The 21,746-nt window shown below is 63.9% G+C and carries 23 protein-coding genes; 11 read left to right on the top strand and 12 right to left on the bottom strand.

The window, feature by feature from the left end; all coding sequences use genetic code 11:
* Positions 1-31: 31 nt before the first annotated feature.
* Positions 32-1,162 (bottom strand): glycosyltransferase family 4 protein, encoded by a 1,131-nt coding sequence (locus MESCI_RS22315; RefSeq protein WP_013532221.1) that lies wholly within the window; start codon positions 1,160-1,162, stop codon positions 32-34.
* A gap of 10 nt (positions 1,163-1,172) precedes the next feature.
* On the bottom strand, positions 1,173-1,736 hold the full coding sequence (locus tag MESCI_RS22310) for a polysaccharide biosynthesis/export family protein (protein WP_013532220.1): 564 nt from the start codon (positions 1,734-1,736) through the stop codon (positions 1,173-1,175).
* Positions 1,737-1,996: 260 nt separating this feature from the next.
* Between MESCI_RS22310 and MESCI_RS22305 the strand changes: the two genes are divergently transcribed.
* Positions 1,997-4,267 (top strand): GumC family protein, encoded by a 2,271-nt coding sequence (locus tag MESCI_RS22305; RefSeq protein WP_013532219.1) that lies wholly within the window; start codon positions 1,997-1,999, stop codon positions 4,265-4,267.
* A gap of 46 nt (positions 4,268-4,313) precedes the next feature.
* On the opposite strand, the gene MESCI_RS22300 is transcribed toward MESCI_RS22305, so the two are convergent.
* Together MESCI_RS22300 and MESCI_RS22295 are read right to left on the bottom strand one after the other, a co-directional pair.
* A complete protein-coding gene (locus MESCI_RS22300) occupies positions 4,314-5,150 on the bottom strand; it encodes a GNAT family N-acetyltransferase (RefSeq protein WP_013532218.1) in 837 nt (278 codons plus the stop codon).
* A 4-nt stretch (positions 5,151-5,154) separates the two neighbouring features.
* A complete protein-coding gene (locus MESCI_RS22295; protein WP_013532217.1) occupies positions 5,155-6,378 on the bottom strand; it encodes a GNAT family N-acetyltransferase in 1,224 nt (407 codons plus the stop codon).
* Positions 6,379-6,469: 91 nt separating this feature from the next.
* On the opposite strand from MESCI_RS22295, the gene MESCI_RS22290 reads away from it, so the two are divergent.
* A complete protein-coding gene (locus MESCI_RS22290; protein ID WP_013532216.1) occupies positions 6,470-7,528 on the top strand; it encodes a polysaccharide deacetylase family protein in 1,059 nt (352 codons plus the stop codon).
* Positions 7,529-7,543: 15 nt separating this feature from the next.
* Here MESCI_RS22290 and MESCI_RS22285 read toward each other — a convergent pair whose 3' ends face one another.
* A complete protein-coding gene (locus tag MESCI_RS22285) occupies positions 7,544-7,759 on the bottom strand; it encodes a DUF2842 domain-containing protein (protein WP_013532215.1) in 216 nt (71 codons plus the stop codon).
* Between the two features lie 198 nt (positions 7,760-7,957).
* On the opposite strand from MESCI_RS22285, the gene MESCI_RS22280 reads away from it, so the two are divergent.
* The gene (locus MESCI_RS22280) at positions 7,958-9,049 is read left to right on the top strand and encodes a COX15/CtaA family protein (protein WP_013532214.1); all 1,092 of its coding nucleotides are present in this window, start codon (positions 7,958-7,960) and stop codon (positions 9,047-9,049) included.
* Positions 9,050-9,074: 25 nt separating this feature from the next.
* On the opposite strand, the gene MESCI_RS22275 is transcribed toward MESCI_RS22280, so the two are convergent.
* From MESCI_RS22275 to speB, 3 genes are read right to left on the bottom strand one after another with little or no spacing between them, the layout of a single operon-like run.
* On the bottom strand, positions 9,075-9,917 hold the full coding sequence (locus MESCI_RS22275; RefSeq protein WP_210161362.1) for an aminoglycoside phosphotransferase family protein: 843 nt from the start codon (positions 9,915-9,917) through the stop codon (positions 9,075-9,077).
* Positions 9,914-10,840 carry an N-acetyl-gamma-glutamyl-phosphate reductase gene (gene argC / locus MESCI_RS22270; protein WP_013532212.1) on the bottom strand — a complete coding sequence of 309 codons (927 nt, stop codon included), beginning with the start codon at positions 10,838-10,840 and terminating at the stop codon, positions 9,914-9,916. Before argC ends, MESCI_RS22275 begins: the two co-directional genes overlap by 4 nt.
* 30 nt (positions 10,841-10,870) lie before the next feature.
* Entirely contained in the window at positions 10,871-11,878 is a 1,008-nt protein-coding gene (speB, locus tag MESCI_RS22265) for an agmatinase (protein WP_013532211.1), read from the bottom strand.
* A gap of 123 nt (positions 11,879-12,001) precedes the next feature.
* Here speB and MESCI_RS22260 point away from each other — a divergent pair, with 123 nt between their 5' ends.
* Together MESCI_RS22260 and MESCI_RS22255 are read left to right on the top strand one after the other, a co-directional pair.
* Positions 12,002-13,210: an acyltransferase family protein gene (locus MESCI_RS22260; protein WP_013532210.1), complete on the top strand. Its 1,209-nt coding sequence runs from the start codon at positions 12,002-12,004 to the stop codon at positions 13,208-13,210.
* A gap of 96 nt (positions 13,211-13,306) precedes the next feature.
* On the top strand, positions 13,307-14,365 hold the full coding sequence (locus MESCI_RS22255; protein WP_013532209.1) for a glycerophosphodiester phosphodiesterase family protein: 1,059 nt from the start codon (positions 13,307-13,309) through the stop codon (positions 14,363-14,365).
* A 51-nt stretch (positions 14,366-14,416) separates the two neighbouring features.
* Here MESCI_RS22255 and MESCI_RS22250 read toward each other — a convergent pair whose 3' ends face one another.
* Positions 14,417-15,304, bottom strand: a complete 888-nt coding sequence (locus tag MESCI_RS22250) for an aldo/keto reductase family oxidoreductase (protein ID WP_013532208.1) — start codon at positions 15,302-15,304, stop codon at positions 14,417-14,419.
* Positions 15,305-15,395: 91 nt separating this feature from the next.
* On the opposite strand from MESCI_RS22250, the gene MESCI_RS22245 reads away from it, so the two are divergent.
* Positions 15,396-16,295, top strand: coding sequence for a LysR family transcriptional regulator (locus MESCI_RS22245; protein ID WP_013532207.1), 900 nt, complete (start codon positions 15,396-15,398; stop codon positions 16,293-16,295).
* A gap of 193 nt (positions 16,296-16,488) precedes the next feature.
* On the opposite strand, the gene rpsI is transcribed toward MESCI_RS22245, so the two are convergent.
* The 3 genes from rpsI to MESCI_RS22230 form a co-directional block, all read right to left on the bottom strand.
* Complete coding sequence (gene rpsI / locus MESCI_RS22240; protein WP_013532206.1) at positions 16,489-16,971, bottom strand: 30S ribosomal protein S9; 483 nt, start codon at positions 16,969-16,971, stop codon at positions 16,489-16,491.
* Position 16,972: 1 nt separating this feature from the next.
* Positions 16,973-17,437 (bottom strand): 50S ribosomal protein L13, encoded by a 465-nt coding sequence (gene rplM, locus MESCI_RS22235; RefSeq protein WP_013532205.1) that lies wholly within the window; start codon positions 17,435-17,437, stop codon positions 16,973-16,975.
* 215 nt (positions 17,438-17,652) lie between these two features.
* Positions 17,653-18,117: a PaaI family thioesterase gene (locus MESCI_RS22230; protein ID WP_013532204.1), complete on the bottom strand. Its 465-nt coding sequence runs from the start codon at positions 18,115-18,117 to the stop codon at positions 17,653-17,655.
* A gap of 154 nt (positions 18,118-18,271) precedes the next feature.
* Here MESCI_RS22230 and MESCI_RS22225 point away from each other — a divergent pair, with 154 nt between their 5' ends.
* From MESCI_RS22225 to MESCI_RS22205, 5 genes are read left to right on the top strand one after another with little or no spacing between them, the layout of a single operon-like run.
* Positions 18,272-19,093, top strand: coding sequence for an enoyl-CoA hydratase (locus MESCI_RS22225; RefSeq protein WP_013532203.1), 822 nt, complete (start codon positions 18,272-18,274; stop codon positions 19,091-19,093).
* Between the two features lie 10 nt (positions 19,094-19,103).
* Complete coding sequence (locus tag MESCI_RS22220) at positions 19,104-19,526, top strand: VOC family protein (RefSeq protein ID WP_013532202.1); 423 nt, start codon at positions 19,104-19,106, stop codon at positions 19,524-19,526.
* A complete protein-coding gene (locus tag MESCI_RS22215; RefSeq protein ID WP_013532201.1) occupies positions 19,526-20,308 on the top strand; it encodes an AAA family ATPase in 783 nt (260 codons plus the stop codon). The genes MESCI_RS22220 and MESCI_RS22215 overlap by 1 nt, the downstream gene beginning before the upstream one ends.
* Complete coding sequence (locus MESCI_RS22210; protein WP_013532200.1) at positions 20,305-21,069, top strand: GNAT family N-acetyltransferase; 765 nt, start codon at positions 20,305-20,307, stop codon at positions 21,067-21,069. The genes MESCI_RS22215 and MESCI_RS22210 overlap by 4 nt, the downstream gene beginning before the upstream one ends.
* Positions 21,056-21,577 carry a CoA-binding protein gene (locus MESCI_RS22205; protein ID WP_013532199.1) on the top strand — a complete coding sequence of 174 codons (522 nt, stop codon included), beginning with the start codon at positions 21,056-21,058 and terminating at the stop codon, positions 21,575-21,577. Before MESCI_RS22210 ends, MESCI_RS22205 begins: the two co-directional genes overlap by 14 nt.
* Positions 21,578-21,746: the final 169 nt, after the last annotated feature.

The raw sequence follows: 21,746 nt of genomic DNA, 5'->3' as shown, positions 1-21,746 counted from the left end.
CATACGGCTTTGGAACGGCTTGGTCCTGCGCCTACCTGTCGAGCGCGGCGAAATAGGCGTTCTCGATGTCGGCGGCCATCACATCGGCGCCGAAGCGTGCCTTGAGGTCGGCCCCATCCGGCATCAGGTCGCGATAGGCGGCCGGGTCGGCCAGCGCCTGGCTCATCCTTTCGGCGAGCTCGATCGGGTCAGGTCGGATCAGGGCAGGGGAACCGGTGTCGAATATCTCCGGAATGCCGCCGACCGCTGTTGCGATCATCGGCTTCCCCGCGGCAAGCGTTTCCAGGACGATATAGGGCATAGCTTCGGCGCGCGAGGGAACGATGATAAGCGCGGCAAGGGCAAAGGCCTCCCTGGCCGGCATCGGCGGCAGGAAGCGGACATGGCGCTCGAGCCCGAGGCGTTTCACCTGCCCGTGGTAACGCGGAAGGTCGTCGCCGTCGCCGACCATCACCGCGGTCAGCGCGCGGCCGAACCGTGGGCCGGCGAGCGCCAATGCGTCGATGAAGATGTCCGGCCCCTTCAGGTCGCGCATCATGCCGATATAAAGCAGGTCGGCTGCGTCCGGGGCGGTGATCACCGGCTCGAATTCTGTGGCGCGCAGGCCGTTATAGACCAAGGTGTTGGGAATGGGCGGCTCGCCGACCTTGTGGCGATAGGTCCGCCGCTCATAGTCCGAGACAAACAGCAGATAGTCGGTGAAACGAGCCATGAAGCGCTCGAGCGCGAAGAACAGCTTTCCGGTGGTCGTGTTCTCGTCATAGTGGAGGGAGCCGCCATGCGGCGAATAAAGGCGGGCTACGCGAGACCTTGATACCCGCAACAACGAGCCGAACAGACGGGCATAGGCGCCACCCTTGGCGCCGTGCCCGTGCAGTACGTCCGGCCGCAATTCCTTGATGATCCTGTACGTGCGCCAGGCCGAGGCAAGGTCGCCGGGACCGACGTGGCGCTGCATCGGCGTGCGATGAATGCCGAGCGCCAGCATGTTCTTCATCTGCTCGAACAGATGTTCCTCGAACGCGCCGCCCGTCGTCGAATCGCAGACGATGCCGACGGAATGCCCGGCGGCGACCTGCGCCTCGGTCAGGTCGCGCACATGCCGGAAAATTCCTCCGACGGGTGAGCGAAAGCAATGGACGATCCTGAGCCTGTCCGCCACTTGGTATCTGTCAGAACAGGCGTTCGCGGACGTAGACCGTATCGCCCGGCAGCAGCGGGTCGGAGGTGACCACGCGGCCGGTCATCACCTTGCCGTTGATGTCGCGGGTGATGTCGACGCTTTCCTGGTTGGCGCGCGGCGTGAAGCCGCCGGCAATGGCGATTGCCTTCTGCACCGTCAGGCCGGGGACGTAAGAGTATTGGCCGGCGGCACCCACTTCGCCCATGACGAAGATCGGCCGGTAGCGGTCGATCTCGACCGAAACGTCGGGATCGCGCAGATAGCCTTGCCGCAATTTGTCGGCGATCTCCTTTTCCATCTGCTGCGCGGTGTGGCCGCGCGCCGGTATGGCGCCGACAAGCGGGAAGGAGAGATAGCCGGATTGATCGACGCTGTAGGTGTTGGTCAGCCCGTCCTGCTCGAACACGGTGACGCGGACGCGATCGCCGGCGCCAAGACGGTAGGGCTGATCGAGCACCTCATGGAAGGCGGCCGGCGTCGGCCGGTAGCTGGAACAGCCAGCCAGCATCGATACGGCAAGCAGCGCGCGAAACAGGGAAGCAGTGCTTTTCATGACCGGACAAGTACCTTCGACTGGGCCGCTGCGGCGTCGCAGCAAACATCAGGGATCGAGGCCCGTTATCATCCTGTTAGGGTTAATGGCCGGTAAAGGGAGCGGCCGACACGTGGCGCATCGGCAAGAGTTTTTGCGATTTCTGGCGGTTTTGTTTGTCGCCCGCCAGTAAACCCTAACGGAAACTTACCGCGATCTTAACGGCTGAGTTACCATAGTTGTTTACGGTGCGTGCTGACCCAGTATCGGAGTAGGGATGCATGTCCGTTCAGTCCGCGGCCGCAGATGTCGATGTCGATCTCAGGCAGCTCTTCGCCAGCCTAGCGAGGAATTGGCTGCGTATAGGCCTCGTCGTCCTGTTGGCGACCGGGCTGGCCTTTGCTTTCGCCTCGCTGGCAACCCGGCACTACAAGGCCGAGACGCAGGTGGAGATCGCGCCGCGCGAATCCATCTACACGCGGCCGGCCAGCAACAACAACGACACCGACAAGCCTATTCTCGACGAGCAGGGCGTCGCCACCCAGGTCCAGATCATTTCCTCCAACGAAATCCTCAAGCAGGTCTCGCAAACGCTTGGGCTGGAAAAACTGCCCGAGTTCAATGAAGCGCTCGACATGTCGGCGCTGAGCCGCGCTCTGGTTCTGGTCGGCCTGAAAAGCGACCCGATGGAAATTCCGACGGAAGAGCGCGTGCTCAAGAAAATGCACGAGAAGCTCAACGTCTACGGCGTCGAGAAGACCCGCATCATTGCCATCGAGTTCTCATCGGAAGATCCCAAGCTCGCGGCCGCCATACCGGACGCCATCGCTGCCGCCTATATAGCGGGGCAAGGGGCGGCAAAGCTCGAATCGAACAGCGCCGCGGCAGACTTCCTGGCGCCCGAGATCGCCGACCTGCAGCGGCAGGTCAAGGATGCGGAGGCGAAGGTCGCCGCCTATCGCGCCCAGTCCGATCTTCTGATGGGTGGCAACAATTCGGTGCTGGCCACCCAGCAGCTTTCGGAACTGTCGAGCGAACTGTCGAAAGTGCGCGCCAACCGCGCTGCGGCCGAAGCGACCGCCGACGGTGTGCGCAGGGCGCTGCAGAATGGCGGTTCGCTGGACGCAGTGCCGGAGGTTCTGTCGTCGGACCTGATCCAGCGCTTGCGTGAGCGACAGGTCGAATTGCGCTCCAACATCGCCGATCTGTCGACGACGCTGCTTGGAAATCATCCGCGCATTCGCGCGCTGAAATCGCAACTGTCCGATCTCGACGCGCAGATCCGCAGCGAGGCCCAGAAGATCATGAAAGGCCTGTTGATGCAGGCCGAGACGGCAAAGGCCCGCGAGAACCAGCTCGTCGCCGACGTCAACACATTGAAAGCCGCTTCGGCGCAGGCCGGCGAACAACAGGTCGACCTCGACGCACTGCAGCGCGACGCGACCGCCAAGCGGCAGCAACTCGAACTCTACCTGACCAACTACCGCGAAGCCGCTTCGCGCCAGGACCGCAACTATCTGCCGGTCGACGCCCGGATCGCCTCGAAGGCGTCGGTTCCCTCCGAGGCCTATTTCCCGAAGGTGGGGCCGATCGTCGGCGCGGCTTTCGCCGCATCGCTGCTGATCATGGCCATCGTGACGCTTCTGCGGGAGCTGTTCTCAGGCCGCGCGATGCGGCCGGCGAGCGGTTCCCGTTTCGAACGGATCGATGAGGTGGCGATGCCCCATGTGGCGCAGGCGCCGGCCGCCAAGCCATCTGTCCGCCACGAGCCTGCCGTCTTCCAGGAACCCGTCATTCACCAGGAACTGCCTGAACCTGCGCATGAAGCCGATGCGGAGCCTTTTGCCACTGCGATGCCGGCCATGGCCGAGGCGCCGGATGTGGTCGCAATGCCCGCTACGGCGGCGACAGAGCAGACGGTTGTCGAGCCCGAACCGGCGCGCTCCACCCTGGGCGAGATCGACATCGAAAGGGCTGCCGAAAAGCTGATCTCAAGCGGTGCGGCGCGCGCCATATTCGTCTCGCCGGAAGGCGACGAGGCGGCTGCATCGGCGATCCTGGTGGCGCGCGAAGTCGCCGACGCCGGGCTGCGCGTGCTGTTGCTGGACCTCACCGCGTCGGGGGCCGCCTCGCGGCCGATGCTGGACAGCGGACTTTTTCCCGGCATCACCAACCTGCTCGCTTCGGAAGCGCAGTTCAGTGACGTCATCCATGCCGATCTCTACTCGGACTGTCACGTCATTCCGGTCGGAACCGCCGATCCGGTCCGCGCCATGCGCGCCGCCGACCGGCTGCCGATCATCATGCAGTCGCTGACAACGGCTTATGATCTGGTCGTGGTCGAATGCGGACCAGCCGACGCGCAGGGCATCGGCCGTCTGACCGGCGACGCCACCGAGGTCTTTCTCTCCATGCTGGAGGCCGACGACGAGGTGACGCAGGCTGCCGTCAAGCTGATCGAGAACGGCTATCCCGACCTGACGCTGGTGACGCCGCTCGGCCACGAACCGCCCGGCAATCCGGTGCCGGGACGGCGCACTGCCGCCGCCTGAGAGAGCTGCGGATCGCCTGGCGGAGCCGTTCAGCGGTTCGCCCGATCTAGCCCAGTTCCAGGGTCGTTACGCCGAACACCCTTTGCAGGTCCAGTTCCGGGGCAGGCCCCTTGTACATGCGCGTGGTGGTGAAGGTCGGCGCAAAGCCGGCCGCATCGAGCGCAGTTATGAAACCGGTGTTATCGGCGGGGACGTCGATATGCAGCTCGCCGCCCTCACAGGCACCGGCCAGTCCCTCCAGGAGTTGCAAAGCGATTTCCATGTCGTCGGCAAACAGCGGGCCGATCTTGAAGCCGGATCGACACCGGCGCGCCACGCCAAAGCCAGTGACGCCGCGCGAACCGATTGCCGCCAGCCCATGATGCGGTTCTTGCAGCCATCGCTGCAGGAAGGCCCGCCGCGGCGCCGGAAAACAATGGGCGTCATAGGCGACGACATCGGACAGGAGTTGCGTTGTAATCGTCCGCAACCCATCGGCCCTGGCCGCCGGGCCTGCCTTGCGCCCGGTGAAGCGGATGGTCTCGTAGGCCGGCGCGAAGCCCTTGCGCCGGTAATTGGCCTGCTGCTCGGCGACGCCGTCAAGGCCGACGGTCCGGCCTGCAAGCCTTTTCATGCCGGCGTCCCACACCGTCTTGCCGTAGCCCATGCCGCGCATGTCAGGCCGGGAGATGTAGAGGCCGATGAAGCCGAATTCGCTGCCATAGGCCACGGCCGAAATTGCCGCGACCATGTCGTCGCCGACAAAGGCGCCGATGAAGCCTTCGGGGTCCGCCGCCTGGAGCATCGCCGGGTCTTCAAGACCTGGGTTCCAGCCTTCCGCGGCTGCCCAGTCGACGAGAAGCGCCAGTTCCTGCAGGGACAGTGTGCGGATGATCGGCGTCATTGCGTTAGCTATCTTCTTCCGAGGGCGCCGCCTGGCCGGCGGCTTTGCGGCGCAGTACCTTGGTCAGCTTCCAGATCGTCGGGCTGTTCTTGACGAAGGCTTTCAGCCGCGCGCCTTGCCGAAGCGTCAGCGCCAGCATGCGGCCCTTCACGGTCAAGGGGACCAGCACTTCGAAATGCCGCGTTTCGATATCGCACCACAGCCGCTTGTAAGGCTCATCTCCTACCGAAAAGTCATAGACCTCGAAACCGGTCTCGCAGGCTTCCTGGATGTTGTCGAAGAACAGGAAGTCGCCGGGGCTGGCGTGCCCGAGATCGTCCTCGGCGATCGCTCCGAATTCGCAGATCAGGCGTTTGCCCGAGCGGCTTGAACCGGTAATGGCGCGCAGCTTACCGGCAACCTCGAGCCCGTGCAGCACGAAGGAAGGCTTGTCCTCGCTAAGTGCTTGCGAAAACAGCGCGCGGAAGAAGCCGCGCACCTGCGCGTCGCCGAAGACGTTGGCGATGCCCATCTTGCGGAAGCGGAGTTCCTTCATCTCGAAGAAGGCGTCGAGCAGCCTGTCGACCTCGTCGGGGGTGCGGGCCTCGATGCGCCGGTGGCTGCCGACGGTCTCGAATTTCCGGATCTGCGACCGGTGCTTCTTGCGTTTGCGTTTGCCGCTGGCGCGAGAAAGCAGCGCATCGAAGCCGCCGGCGAGATCGACGGCCAGCGACAGATTGGGGCTGGAAAAATGGTCAAGCGATGCAAGCGGATTGGCGACGCCGTCGAGATCGGGCAGCAACCGCTCGAGCGCGACCAGATCGATGTCCGGGCGTGCGTTGGCGATGGCCGCCAGCACCGATCGGAGGGCCGGCATATCCGCCTTGGCCAGCCAGTTCGGGTCCGCGGCGACGAAGTTGCCGTTGGCGTGACGCCCACCCATGAAGCGGGCGATCCGGAATGGTCCCTTGCAGGCAACCTCCAGCGCCAGCGAAAAAACCGGTTTGCCCTCGGCACTCAGCGTCGCGACGAGCAGGTCCGGTCGTGTCTCGGCCGCCCAGTTCAGGACCCAGGCAGCACCCTGCGCCGGACCAAACAGGGCCGAGCGGCAGAACTCGGCATAGGCCGCCAGTCCGTCCGTGGACGCCACCGAGATCGACAGGCCGGCACGGTCCCGTGGCAAGGCGCGCGACGATGCCTCGGTTGCCGCAAGCCGATTGCCGTCAAATGACGCAGTTGCGTCAACCATACCTCAATCCTTAGGGCGTATTGGTCGCGATTTGGGGGTTCGCATAGGCGCATTCCGTGCTTGGATCAGCCTAGGCGCAAAAGGTGAATGAATGATCGACGGCGGGGAGGCAATCCGGAAACTGGCGCTGAACGTCGCCCGCTATACCGGCCTTGCACCGCTGGCCAAGCCGTTCATCGGCGGCATTGGCGCCATCCTGATGCTGCACCGTGTTACCGCGACGCCGGAAAAGCCGGACAGCGTCAACCGGCATCTGAATATCGCGCCCGGGTTCCTCGATGCCATGATCGCCGACATGAAGGCGCATGGCTATGCCTTCGTCTCCATGGACGAAGCCGTCGAGCGCATCAAGGCGGGCGGCAAAGGCGGTCAGTTTGCCACGATCACCGCCGACGATGCCTATCGCGACAACATGGTCGAGGCGCTGCCGGTGCTGGAGAAGCACGGCGCGCCGATCACCATCTATGTCGCGCCCGGGCTGATCAACGGCACAGCCGACCTGTGGTGGGACGTTGTCGAGGACATCGTCAACGCGCGCGATACCTTGACGCTGACGCGGCCGAAGGGTCCGCTGACGATCGATTGCTCGACCCCCGCGAAGAAGCTGCAGGCCAATGCACGCCTGCACGCCTATCTCACCTCCGAAATCCGCGAGAAGGACCTGCAGGCGGTGTTGCGCGATCTGGCTCGCGCAAATGGCATCGACGCCGACGGTCCGCGCCTGCGGACACTGATGAACTGGGACGAGATCCGCCGCATCGCCGCGCATCCGCTGGTGACGATCGGCGCCCATACGATCAACCACAGCAATCTGAAGCGGCTCTCCGAAGCCGATGCCCGGCACGAGATCGGCGCCGTGCGCGCCATGTTGCTGGCCGAACTGGGCGAAGAGCCCCGCCATTTCGCTTACCCCTATGGCTATGCGAGTGCCGTAGGCTGTCGCGAAGTCGGCTTTGCCCGTGACGCAGGCTACACCTCTGCCGTGACGACGCGCCACGGCGTGCTGCGCGCCGAACATGCCGGGTTCCTGCATGCTTTGCCGCGGATTTCCGTCAACGGCCGCTATCAGAGCCTCGCCCATATTCGCACCATGCTGTCGGGCGTGACGACGCCGCTCGCCAATGCCGGCAAGATGGTCGTCACCATCTGACGCTGGCGGTTTCGCCTAGCGCTTGGCCCTCGGCTCCAGCATCAGCCATTTGATGATGCCCATTGCCGGCAGCACCCAGAGCAGGCCGCTGAGCAGGAAGAACAGGAAATGCACCCACGGACCCGACTCCGACAGCCGGGCGACCGCGAAGATCGATGCGACCAGCGCATAGATGATGACCAGCGCCACCAGCAGAAACATTCCGATCAGCTTTTTCAGGCGCAGGGGCATGGTTGGTCTCCTGATCGAGCATGCCGGAATTTGCACAGGCGGCCTGGCAGGCTCAAGGGGTAACGGCCTCGCATAGGCCTTGAGGCGAGACTGCGCAACCGGTGAGACGCGGCGCGACGGCGTGCCGCGCCGGATGGTCTTGCCAGCACGGGTGCGATGGTCCACCAATCCGCCAAATCAACCTGCCGGGACAAGATCATGGCTGCCATATCAGCTGCCGCGCCATACGTCGCCCGCGACCGCGACCTGCATAACCGGGCGCTGCTGCGCGCCTGGCTCTATGTGGTGCTTCTGGTGCTGTTTGCGCTGGTGCTGGTCGGCGGCGCCACCAGGCTCACCGATTCCGGCCTGTCGATTACGCAGTGGAAGCCGATCCATGGCGTGATCCCGCCGCTCAACGATGCCGAGTGGCAAGAGGAATTCCAGCTCTACCAGCAGATCCCGCAATATGCCGAGCTCAACAAGGGCATGGGCATCGAAGCGTTCAAATCGATCTTCTGGTGGGAATGGGCGCATCGCATCCTGGCGCGCAGCGTCGGCCTGGTCTTCGCCTTGCCGCTGCTGTTCTTCTGGGCGACGCGCCGCATCGAGCGCGGCCTGGGTCGGAAACTCGTGGGCATTCTGCTGCTTGGCGGCCTGCAAGGCGCCATCGGCTGGTGGATGGTGGCCTCTGGCCTGGTCGACCGGGTCTCCGTCAGCCAGTACCGGCTGGCGACCCACCTGACCCTTGCCGCACTGATCTTCACCGCCACCATGGTGGTCGCGCGCGGGTTGGCGCCGCATTCCGAGCCTGCCGCCGATAGGTTGACGCAGAGGCTGGCCGGCTTCATCGTGCTGCTGGCGCTGATCCAGATCTATCTCGGCGGCCTGGTCGCCGGGCTCGACGCGGGTTTGAGCTACAACACCTGGCCGCTGATGGACGGCAAGATCATTCCTGGCGATCTGCTGATCCTCGAGCCGGCATGGCGCAACTTCTTCGAGAGCCCGAAGACGGTGCAGTTCGTCCATCGGCTTGGCGCTTACACGGTATTCGTCGTGGCCTTGTGGCACATGATCGCCACGCGCCGGCGGCTGCCAGGCTCGACGCATGCGCGCCGCGCGACGCTGCTGTTTCTACTGGTGCTGGTGCAGGCCTCGATCGGCGTCGGCACGCTGCTCATGCATGTGCCGTTGCATATGGCGCTGACCCATCAGGGATTTGCGCTGATCGTGCTGGGCTTTGCCGCAGCCCATTGGCGTGGCACCAAGGGCGCCTATCCCTTGCCGACGGGAATAGCGCTCAGGGGCTGATCCCGAGCCGATCTACTGGGTCGGATCAGAAGCCTGCCCGCACCGCCCGGATCGCCTTGACGATCGACATTTCGCGATTCTCCTCGACCGCATTGTCGTCCTCGTGATGCCAGGACGCCGACAGGCATCCATAGGCAATGGCATGATCGAGGATAGCGGTCGGTGTCTGGCTCAGTGTTTTGGCAAAGATCTCGGCCATATCAGCGATCCGCTCCGGATCGAGGCAGAGATCGTCCCGGTCGAGCGGGTTGTAGAACATGTTCGCCGCGTCGAAGCCGGGATCGCCGAGCACGCCCTTCGGATCGATCGCCAGCCAGCCGCGCGGCCCGTGCAGGATGTTTTCGTGATGCAGATCGCCATGCAGGGGCCTGATGTCGTGCGGATCGGCCAGCAGCCGCTCGGCGATGACGGCTGCCTCGACATAGAGGCTGTCAAGGCCGGCGTCGCGATCGGTATTCGCCTTGTCGAACAGGCTGGCGAAGCGTTCCCGGAGCGGCTGAAGCTCGGACGGGTAGGGGGCTTTCCCCCGTGAAAACAGTTTTGCCATCAGCTCCGCCGCGATTGCGGTCGCGGCAAAGTCGCCCTGTTCGTCGAGAACCTGCTGCAGCAGGGTTTCACCGGCATATTCGAGCAGCATGCTGTGGCCGTCGCGGCCGAGCAGACGCACCGCGCCTTCGCCGCGCCGCCAGGCGAGATAGTGCTCTCCGCGCAACTCGTCGGCGACGTCATCGAAAGGCTTCAGCGCCTTGACGATCGCCGGCGATCCGTCTTCGCGCAATACCTTCCAGATGCGGCTCGAAAAGGTCTCGGCAATGAGTTCGGGCGCGCTGACTTTCCAGCGCGCCGGAAAGGCTGGCGTGTCCATCAGAGGCCGAGCATCAGATCCATGTTCTGGACGGCGGCACCCGAGGCGCCCTTGCCGAGATTGTCGTAGACCGCCAGCAGCAGGGCCTGCGCCCGTTTGTCGTTGGCGAAGACATAGACCTTCATCCGGTTGGTGCCGTTGTAGATCTCCGGATCGATCTCCGGCATGCGCTCCGAATGCGCATAGGGCGCCACCTCGACCACACCGCCCTTGATGGCGGCGAAATGGTCGGCAATCGCCGCATGCAGCTCCGCACCGGTCGGCACATGGTCGAGGCCGCCGAGTTGCAATGGCACCACGGTGATCATGCCTTGCGCGAAATTGCCGACCGCCGGCTGCATGATCGGATCATGCGACAGCCTTGCATAGGCCCTCAATTCCGGCACGTGCTTGTGCTGCAGGGTGAGGCCGTAAGGCAGGAATTCCGAGGCGTCCTCGCCCTTGGCGACGTAGTCCTCGATCATCGGCCGTCCGCCGCCGGAATAGCCCGAAATGCCGTTGACGGTGATCGGAAAATCGGCCGGCAGCAGGCCTGCTGTGACCAGCGGCCGCAGCGTCGCGATCGGTCCCTGCGGCCAGCAGCCTGGGTTGGCGACGCGCTTTGCCGAGGCAATCGCCTTTGCCTGGTCCTTGTCCATCTCGGCGAAACCATACGCCCAGCCCTCCGCCACGCGATGCGCGGTCGACGCATCGATGACCCTGGTGGTGTCGTTGGCGATCAGCGAGACGCTTTCCTTCGCCGCGTCGTCGGGCAGGCACAGGATAGCGACATCGGCGGCATTGAGGAACTCGGCACGTGCCGCCGTTTCCTTGCGACGCTCGGTGGGGATGGAAATGATCTCCAGATCACCGCGCTCGGCAAGCAGCGCCCTGATCTGCAGGCCGGTGGTGCCGTGTTCGCCGTCGATGAAGATTTTCGGTTTCATGGGTTGTTCAAATTCCCTGAGTTTTCAAGACTATATGCCCTGACCCTGAATCACTGCGGCACCATTGTGATTGCCGTTGTTCAGCTCTTCAAGCCGGGCTTTCCGTTCAGCAAGCAGACCGAGATATTGCATGGCCACCATCGAGCCGGCGATTGCCGTTATATCGGCGTGATCATAGGCCGGCGCAACCTCTACGACATCGGCGCCGACAATATCGATCTGGTTGAGCTGGCGCAGAGTCGACAGGATCTTGGCCGAGGACGGGCCGCCGGCAACCGGCGTGCCTGTGCCGGGCGCATAGGCCGGATCGAGGCAGTCGATGTCGAAGGTGAGATAGGTCTTCTTGCCGCCGGTGCGGTCGACAATGGCGTAGGCAATGTCGGACGCCCGCATCTCCTCGATTTCATGGCCATGGAGGATCTTGATGCCGAACGTGTCGGGCGCATGGGTGCGGATGCCGATCTGGATCGACCGGTCGGGATCGATGATGCCTTCCTTGACGGCGCGACCGACGAAGGAGCCGTGGTCGATGCGCTTGCCGTCGTCCGGCCAGGTGTCCTGGTGGGCGTCGAACTGCACCAAAGCGAGCGGACCATGGATGGCGGCATGCGCCTTGAGCAGTGGCCAGGTGACGAAATGATCGCCGCCGAGCGTCAACAGGAAGGCGCCTGATTTGAGGATCTTCGCCGCTTCGCGCTCGATCGTGCCGGGCGTCTTCTGATGGTTGCCCGAATCGAGCAGGCAATCGCCATAGTCGACGACCGCCAGATGCTCGAACAGATCGCGTGAAAAGGGATATTGCGGGTCGTTGTCGAGGATCGCCGAGGCACGGCGGATCGCCTGCGGCCCGAAGCGGGCGCCAGGCCGGTTGGTGACGGCGGCATCGAAGGGAATACCCCACACCACCGCATCCGCGCCCTTCACGTCCTTGGTGTATTTGCGCCGCATGAACGACAGCGCGCCGGAATAGGTCGGCTCGAACGCGGCGCCCGTTTTGGAACGGGCGGTGAAGGCGTTGTCGATGGTGTGGTTCGCCATTACGGATCCTCGTTTTTCATCGGGTTGCAACAACTACAGAACCGGCACGGAAGATGCCAGTCATAGCTTGGCGAGACGGAATGGCGCTGCCCGAGTGCCACGGCAAGACAGGATTGTATCATCATGACGCAGACCGCGTTTCTCAACCCCACCCGTGCCGCGGCGTCGACCCACACCGGCACGGTCGCCGGCGAACGCTTCCTGGTCCTCGATTCGTGGCGCGGCATCTGCGCGCTTCTGGTGGCGCTGTTTCACTTTCCTACCGGTTCGACGATTTCGCAAAGCGCCTTCATCGGTTCGTCCTACCTGTTCGTCGATTTCTTCTTCGTCCTTTCCGGCTTCGTCATCGCCAGCAGCTACGGCGATCGGCTCAACCAACCGGGACAGGTCGCGCGTTTCGCCCTGGTCCGTTTCGGCCGCATCTACCCGCTGCATCTGCTCATGCTTGCCGCCTTCGCCGGTTTCGAGCTGCTGCGGCTGATGCTGCCGCAATTGCACGGCACGGGGGCTGCCCCCTTCACCGGCGGCTTCGACCTCAACAGCCTGCTTGCCAATCTCCTTCTGCTGCAGGGTGTCGGCTTCGAGGATCAATTGACCTGGAATGCGCCGAGCTGGAGCATTTCGGCCGAGTTCTTCGCCTATCTCCTGTTTGCCGGCGTGGTCTTCGTCGCCGGCGTGCGCGCCTGGATATGGTTCGTCGCGGCCGCCGTCACCGCGCCGCTGTTCCTGCTCGGCTTCTCGACCCATCATATGGATGTGTCCTTCGATTTCGGCTTCATCCGTTGCCTGTACGGCTTCTCGCTCGGCGCCTTGCTGGCCTGGTTTCAGCATGATTCCATTGCAGGGGCGCGACAGGCTCTCGCCAGGGGCGGCCCGCGGATGGACTGGACCCTTGCCGAAATCGTCATGGTGGCCGTCATCGTGCTTTTCGTTTCGCTGGCGGGCGACAATGACTTCGGCATCGCGGCACCCCTGGTGTTCGCGCTGGCGCTGTTTCTGTTCGCCCATGAGGGTGGCTGGATCAGCGCCTTGCTCAGAGCCCCGTTCATGCTGACGCTCGGCGCGCTGTCCTATTCGATCTACATGGTCCACATCTTCGTCCAGGCGCGCCTGATCAACGTCGCGGGGCTCGTCGAGCGCAAGCTCGGCCTTGGCCTGATCGGCGACTTCATGCTGCGCGGCCAGCCTGCCACCGGCTTCGGTGCCGGCTGGACGGGGGCGGTGGCGATCGTCGTCATGCTCGCCGCTACCATTGCCGCCTCCTGGATCACCTGGCGTTTTGTCGAGATGCCGGCCATGGCGTGGTTCCGCAGGCTCTCGAAACGCATCTGACGCACCTGCTGCGAGTATTCCGCTAGCCGGCTTCGTTCACCCAGATGTCACGGGCGTCGCCTATCCGGGTGTCGATCCGGCAAGGAGCGATTCTCGATGCGGACCATCTGGCTGAGTTTTCTGCTTTACACGGCCGTGGCAGCCGCCTCTGGCCAGGCCTTGGCCGGCGAGACCCGCGCCAGACAGATCCTCGACCGCTTCGAGCATGCCAACCAATGGCGCGATCACGTCATGGTGGCTGCGCATCGCGCCGGCAGCATGCAGGCCGGCAAGACGCTCTACGCGGAAAATTCGATTGCCGCCGTGGAGGGCTCGATCGCCATGGGCGCCGAAATCGTCGAGGTCGACATCAGGCGCTCGAAGGACGGCGAGTTCGTCGTCATGCATGACAGCTGGCTCGACCGCACCACGACCTGCAAGGGCGAGGTGGTCATGTACACGCTGGCCGAACTGAAGACATGCCGGCTGGTGGTCGAGGGCACCGGTGCGGCGACAAGTGAAACAGTCTCGACGCTGCACGAGATGCTGATGGCGACCAGAAACCGCATCCTCATCAACCTCGACAACAAGCTCGACGTCGGCGCCCTCCCGGGCATGATTGCGGTCGCTCGCGGTCTCGGCATGGCCGAACAGGTCATCGTCAAGGAGAACCTGTGGAATTCACAACGGATTTCCACGGTCAAGGCCGCCATGGAGACCATTGGCGGCGGCTTCCAGTTCATGCCGATCATCGCCGATGACGCGGTGCATGACGCCGGTTTCGCCGGGACGGTCGACCGCGCCTTCTCGCCGCGCGCGATCGAGTTGATCAACTGGCGGGCAGGCGCCGAGACGCTGACCGAGACGGGCGGGCCGCTGTTCAGCACGCGCATGCGCGCGGCCGCAGTCAGGGGCAACTGGCACATCTGGGCCGACACCTACGCCATCGCCAACAAACCGGGCGGCTTCCTCGCCGGCGGCCGCGGCGACGAACTGGCGGTGCAGGCCAGCCTGCCGCGCGAAAGCTGGGGTTTCTGGGCCGATCGCGGCGCCACCATCATCCAGACCGACGAGCCGAAGGCGGCAATCGACTGGCTGGCCGCGAATGGTTTTCGCGTGCCTTATGCCGACGAGGCGCGGCCGGTTGAGCCGGCGAATACGGCGAGCATCAATTAAGCGGCGGCTGACGCTGCCAATCTCCCTCACGAGGGGGGAGATTGGTTAGCTTCAAGCCGCTAGCGCCACGCCGTCCAGTTCGCTAAGCGCATCCTGTGGCAATTCCAGTTCAGCCGCAGCGAGGTTCTCCCCGAGATGCCCGACCGACGATGTGCCGGGGATCAGCAGGATGTTGGGCGCGCGGCGCAGCAGCCAGGCGAGCGCGACCTGCATTGGCGTGGCGCCGAGGCGCGCCGCGATTTCCGACAGGGTGGAGGATTGCAGCGGGTTGAAGCCGCCGAGCGGGAAGAACGGCACATAGGCGATGCCATCGCGGGCAAGATCGTCGATCAGGGCATCGTCGCCGCGATGCGCCAGATTGTACTGGTTCTGCACGCAGACGATCTCGGCGATCCCCCGTCCTTGCGCGATCTGCGCCGGCGTCACGTTGCTCAGCCCGATGTGCCTGACCAGACCCTGTTGTTGGAGCTCGGCCAGCACGGTGAGCGGCGCTTCGATCGATCCCTCGGCGGGGCCATGGGTATCGAACATGATGCGTAGGTTGACGACATCGAGCACCTCGAGCCCGAGATTGCTGAGATTGTCGTGTACCGCCTGGGTGAGCTCTTCCGCGGAAAAGGCCGGCAGCCACGATCCATCCGCGCCGCGCCGGGCACCGATCTTGGTGACGATGACGAGATCTTGGGGGTAGGGCGCCAGCGCCTCGCGGATCAGCCGGTTGGTGACGTGCGGACCGTAGAAGTCGCTGGTGTCGATATGGTCGACGCCTTGCGCAATCGCCTCGCGCAGCACGGCCAATGCCGAGTCATGATCCTTGGGCGGCCCGAACACGCCGGGTCCCGCGAGTTGCATGGCACCGTAGCCGAGCCGCTTCACGGTGCGGCTGCCAAGCTTGAAGGCGGCGGGGGCGAAGGTGCCGGATTGTTGGATGTTGGACATGATTGATCTCCTTTGAGGAGGCAGAGATAGGCGCTGCCCAACCTCGTGATAATCCGGTACAATCCACACAGGCCGTGCGGAATGGCGAACAATGATGGACCTCAGCGATCTGAATGCTTTCGTGGCGGTGGCGCGCGCCGGCGGCTTTCGCGACGGCGCGCGTGCGAGCGGCGGCAGCGCCTCCGGCCTGAGTGAGGCGGTGCGTCGCCTGGAAGTGCAGCTCGGTGTCAGGCTGTTCAACCGCACGACGCGCAGCGTTGTCCCGACCGAGGCGGGCCTCAGCCTTCTGGAGCGGCTCGGCCCGGCGCTGTCGGAGGTGGAGGCGGCGCTGGACGTGGTGAACGGTTTTCGCGACAGGCCGGCGGGCTCGTTGCGTCTCAACGTGCCGGTCAGTGCTGCGCGGCTGATATTGCCCGACATCGTCCCTGGTTTCCTCGCCGCCTATCCTGGTATCCGGCTGGAGGTGATCGCCGACGAGAACTTCGTCGACGTGCTGGCGGCCGGCTGTGACGCCGGCATCCGCTATGACGAGCGGCTGGAGCAGGACATGATCGCGGTGCCGATCGGACCGCGCGTGCAGCGTTTCGCCACGGCCGCCAGCCCTGCCTATCTTGATCGCCATGGCCGCCCGCAACACCCGAGCGACCTGCTTGGCCACTCCTGCGTGCGTGGGCGCTTTGCCAGCGGTGCGATGCTGCCGTGGGAATTCGAGCGAGACGGCGAGGTGGTGCGGGTCGATCCGACAGGCCCCTTGATCGTGCGGATCGGCGGGGCGACGGATCTTGCCGTCGACGCGGCTATTGCCGGCACCGGCATCATCGGCCTCTTCGAGGGCTGGCTGCGCCCTTACTTCGACAGCGGCGCTCTTGAGCCCGTGCTCGAACCGTGGTGGCAGAGTTTTCCCGGACCGTTTCTCTATTATCCCGGCCGGCGCCTGGTTCCGGCCCCGCTGCGGGCGTTCATCGACTATATCAAGGGCGGCAAGGCCTGACCTGTTTCCGGCGCCGTCACCCCACCCGGCGCTCCGCGCCGACCTTCCCATTGAGGGGAGGTAGGGCGCCGCGCTCTTCTAGCTCCCCTTGATGGGAAGGTCGCGCCGTAGGCGTGGGTGGGGTGACTGCCGAGCCGCAAACAAAAAGGCCGCCCGGAGGCGGCCTTTTCGATTGTCTGAAGCTGCGAAGTGCTTAGCGCTTGGAAAACTGGAAGCTACGACGGGCCTTGGCCTTGCCGTACTTCTTGCGCTCGACGACGCGGCTGTCGCGGGTCAGGAAGCCGCCCTTCTTGAGCACGGCGCGCAGCGTCGGCTCGTAGTAGGTCAGCGCCTTGGAGATGCCGTGACGCACGGCGCCAGCCTGGCCGGAGAGACCGCCGCCGACGACTGTCGCGACGATGTCGTACTGGCCGGCGCGGTTGGAGGCGATGATCGGCTGGTTGAGGATCATCTGCAGGACCGGACGCGCGAAATAGGTCGCGAATTCCTTGTCGTTGATGATGATCTTGCCGGAACCCGGCTTCACCCAGACGCGCGCAATGGCGTTCTTGCGCTTGCCGGTGGCATAGGCGCGGCCCGACTTGTCGAGCTTCTGGACGTGGACGGGGGCCGCCGGCTGGGTATTGGTGTTGCCGGTGGCGGCGCCCAGTTCTGCGAGCGAGGAAAGCTCAGCCATCTTATGCGACCTTCTTGTTCTTGGCGTTCAGCTTGGCCACGTCGAGCACGACGGGCTGCTGGGCGACATGCGGATGCTCGGCGCCTGCATAGACGCGCAGGTTCTTCATCTGGCGACGGCCGAGCGGGCCACGCGGGACCATGCGCTCAACGGCCTTCTCGACGACACGCTCGGGGAAACGACCCTCGAGCAGCTGGCGCGCGGTGCGCTCCTTGATGCCGCCTGGGTGGCCGGTGTGCCAGTAATAGACCTTGTCGGTGAACTTCTTGCCGGTGAACACCACCTTGTCGGCATTGATGACGATGACGTTGTCGCCGTCGTCGACGTGCGGGGTGAAGGTCGGCTTGTGCTTGCCGCGGAGATGATTGGCGATGACAGTGGCCAGACGACCGACGACGAGACCTTCGGCGTCGATCAGGATCCACTTCTTCACCACATCCGCAGGCTTCTGCGAAAAGGTTGTCATGTTTTCTGCTCTCGGTTCTGACCTTCATAAGAGAAGGCGTTTCTTGTTGCTTGGATTGGCGAAAGGCGCTTGCCCGCCGCCAATAACAAAACGGCGGCCTTTGCGGGCCGCTGCTTCGTGGAGGCTTATAGGCGAGGGTGGTGACCGCGTCAAGGCGAACGAAAAGGTAGATATCAGGTAAAATGTAGCAAAAACAATAGCTTGAACAAAAGGTATTATTTTACCACATCATCATTCCGCTTCGGCGGGATCGAATAGGTGCCGGTGGCATGCGCCACCGTGTGTCCGTCTGGGCCGGCAACGATGTCGATGTCGAACACCATCAGGCTCTTTCCCAGCTTCAGGATGCGGCAATGGCCGTCGATCGGTCCTGCCTCGGCCTTGCGCACGAAATTGATGTCGAGGTTGACGGTGACCGAAAGCGCATCCGGCCCGGCATGGCTGAGCACGCAGACGTAGCCGCCAATGTCGGCCAGCGTGAACAGCGAGGGGCCGGACACCGTGCCGCCGGGACGCAAATGCCGTTCGCCGGCGTTGAGCCGCACGGTGCAGCCGCCCGGGAACACGTCGATCGCCTCGAAATATTTGAACTGCTCATTGAGCTGCGGATAGACGGTTTCCATCAGCGCATTGACTTGTAGCGCGGTCAGCACGGGCTTGAGGTTGGTCTGGGCGGGCATGTCTTAGTCTCTCGCTTTGCGCCAGGCCTGTATGAGCGCAGCGCGGCATTTCTGACAACCTTCGTCCCCTGGCGCAAGCGATCGGTGTTGGACGAAAGCTGATCCGATATTAGATAGTCTGGCAGCCCCAGCGGAATCGCGGAGAACCTTAGCCATGGCCGAAATCCTTGCCATCAAGCCTGCGGCCGTTGAGGGTCCGGTGGTTGCACAACTGGACAAGGGCGTGCTGCGCCTCACACTCGCCAATCCGCCTGCCAACGCGCTGTCGCTGGCGGTGATGGCGGCGCTGACGGCCGAACTCGAGCGCGCCAGGGCCGACAAGGCCGTTCGCGTCATCGTCTTGTCGGCTGCCGGCAAGGTGTTCTGCGCCGGCCATGATCTCAAGGAAATGACCGCGCGCCGCACTGACGCCGATCATGGCAAGGCCTTTTTCGCAGAGACGTTTGCCGCTTGTGCGACGCTGATGCAGGCGATCGTGTGTCATCCAGTGCCTGTCATCGCCGAGGTTGACGGCCTGGCCACCGCCGCCGGGCTGCAACTGGTCGCCAGCTGCGACCTGGCGATCGCTTCGCATGAGGCGACCTTCTGTACGCCGGGTGTCAACATCGGCCTGTTCTGCTCGACGCCGATGGTGGCGCTGTCGCGCAACGTCTCGCGCAAGCATGCGATGGAGATGCTGTTGACCGGCGAGACCATCGATGCGGCAACCGCCAAGGAATTCGGCCTGGTCAACCGCGTCGTGCCGCGTGAATACCTGAATCAGATCGTCACCAAATACGCGCAAACCATTGCTTCCAAATCATCTTTGGTGGTCAAGGCGGGCAAGGAGGCGTTTTACGCGCAGGCCGAAATGGGGCTGGCGGATGCTTACACCTATACCGGCCGGATCATGGTCGAAAACATGCTCGCGCGCGACGCCGAGGAAGGCATCGGCGCCTTCATCGGCAAGCGCAAGCCGGAATGGACGGACGAATAGGAGCAGCACCATGGAGCCGCGAATCTCTATCGTTACCATCGCCACCGATGATCTGGACCGCGCGGTGCGCTTTTACGAGGCTATGGGCTTGAAGCGGCATGCCGGTATCACCGACGGTGTCGCCTTCTTCCAGATGGGCGGCGTCATTCTTGGTCTGTTCCCACGTGCCAGCGCAGAAGAGGATTCCGGCATCGCCTTCGCCGCGGCGCCATCGGCGGTCTACCTCGCCTACAACACCCGCTCCGACGCCGAAGTCGACGACGTGCTCGCCAGGGCGGAAAAAGCCGGCGGCCGCATCGTCAAGCCGGCCGGCCGCGCCTTCTGGGGCGGCTGGTACGGCTACTTCGCCGACGCCGACGGGCATGTCTGGGAAGTGGCGCACAATCCGGCCTTTCCGATCGCCGAAGACGGCACGATTTCGCTACCTGGCTGATGGCCCATCGCAAGCAGCTGACGCGGCTCAAGGCTCCCTATCTGAAGCGCATCCTGCTCGATGCCGTGCGGGTCGAGGATTGGGAAAAATATCCATGGAACCTGCCGCTGTTTCGCGGCCACGACTTCGAACTCGAATTCACCACGCCGATCACCATCATCGTCGGCGAGAACGGCACCGGCAAATCGACGCTGCTCGAGGCGATCGGTGCGCTGGCCGGCTATGACGAAGCCGGTGGCGGCAAGGGATATAGGCCGGTCGACCATTCCAGCGCCATCGACAAGAGCGGTGCTGCGCTGGCAAACACGTTCCGTGGCCACTGGCTGCCGAAAGTCACTGCCGGCTGGTTCTTTCGTGCCGAATCCTTCTACTCCGTGGCCCGATATCTCGATCAGGCGGCACTGGAAGACCCTTTCAGGCCCCCGCCGCCGGACTTCCTGTCCTGGTCGCATGGCGAGGGCTTTATCCGTTTTTTCGAGGAGCGCTGCCGCAGGCAAGGCATCTACATCCTCGACGAACCCGAAAGCGCACTGTCGCCGACGCGACAGATCGAGCTGCTCAAGATGCTGCGGCGCATGGACCAGTCGGGCACCGCGCAAGTGATCATGGCGACGCATTCGCCGCTGCTGATGGCTTGTCCTGGCGCGCGGCTGTTCCGCATCAGCCGGTTCGGGCTCGATCCCACGGATTTCAGCGATACCGATCATTTTCGCATGATGCGCGACTTCTGCACCGATCCGCAGGCCTTTATGGAGGAAGCGCTGCGGGAGGATGACGCGTGAGCGCCGGCGATGATGACCTCAACTGGCGCGTCGAGCAGGCGTGCCGCGAAGGCTGGCCGGCGGCGACCGAGACGGTGGTTGATGGCTGGCTTCTACGGCGATCGGGCGGACGGATCCGGCGCACCAATTCGGCCAATCCCTTGCGCGGTAAGCGGGGCGTGCCTGATGCGGTCGTGGACGCCGCCGAGTCCTTCTACATCGGCCACGGCCAGACGCCCTTGTTTCGGGTTCCCGGCATCGCCGGCGAGCTCGAAGCCGCTCTCGACCATCGTGGCTACCAGCCGGAAGGCGGCACGATCCATCTCCATGCCGGGATCGGCGACCTGGCTGAAGTTCGCGATGAGCAGGTCACCGTTTTGAAGGTGCCGGGCGAGGACTGGCTCGCGGCGCGGTTCCGCATGGGAGCCTTTGACGAAGCCGACCGCCGCATCTTTCGCGAGATGACCGGGCTGATCGTCGGCGATCGGGCGTTCGTATCCTGTGACCGCGACAGCCAAATTGCCGCCCTGGCCTATGGTGTCATCCGCAATGGCCTGCTTGTGGTGGAATCGGTTGAAACCGATGGCCGTTTCAGGCAGCAAGGCCTGGGCCGCAAGACCGTCGGCGGCCTCATCGGCTGGGCGCGGCGGGCAGGGGCTCAGGCCGCATGCCTGCAGGTGGTGGCCGACAACACGCCGGCTCGCGCTCTCTATGCCTCGCTTGGGTTCAGCCGTGAACTTTACCGCTATCACTACCGCAGGAAGCCGCATGAACCACGATAGTTACGACAACAGCTACATCGCCGGCATCCTCAATTCGGTGAAGACCGTCGCCATGGTCGGCGCGTCCGCCAATGATGTGCGGCCAAGCTATTTCGTGCTGAAATATCTGCTGGCCAAGGGATTTTCGGTGTTTCCGATCAATCCTGGCCAGGCCGGCAAGGAGATCCTCGGCCGGATGACCTATGCGAGGCTCGCCGATATTCCGGAGCCGATCGACATGGTCGACATCTTTCGCGCGCCGGCGGCGGTGCCCGGCATCGTCGACGAGGCGTTGCGGCTCGATCCCTTGCCGAAAGTGATCTGGATGCAGCTTGGCGTGCGCCATGACGAAGCAGCCGCGCGCGCCGAGGCCGCCGGCATCAAGGTGGTGATGAACCGCTGCCCCAAGATCGAATATGGCAAGCTGTCCGGCGAGATCGGTTGGACCGGCGTCAATTCCGGCGTGCTGTCGTCGAAGAAGCCGCTGATGCGGTCGGGATTCCAGAGTTTCGGCGTGCGGCAGAAGTAGTGCACGTCGCTCAAAAGTGCGCAGCGGTTTTGGGATAACGACGTGCACCAAAAGCAAGGCCTGACGCGCGATGCGCCTTAGGCGCAAAATTATTCCTTAGGCCAGCGCATTTTCTCGGGCCTCGGCCGCAGATCGTTAGCCGAAGGGTATTTTCTTCTTTGCATTCGCG

Origin of the sequence: Mesorhizobium ciceri biovar biserrulae WSM1271, assembly GCF_000185905.1 — a bacterium.
Classification (GTDB): Bacteria; Pseudomonadota; Alphaproteobacteria; order Rhizobiales; family Rhizobiaceae; genus Mesorhizobium; species Mesorhizobium ciceri.
This window is presented reverse-complemented; position numbering and strand designations above follow the sequence as displayed.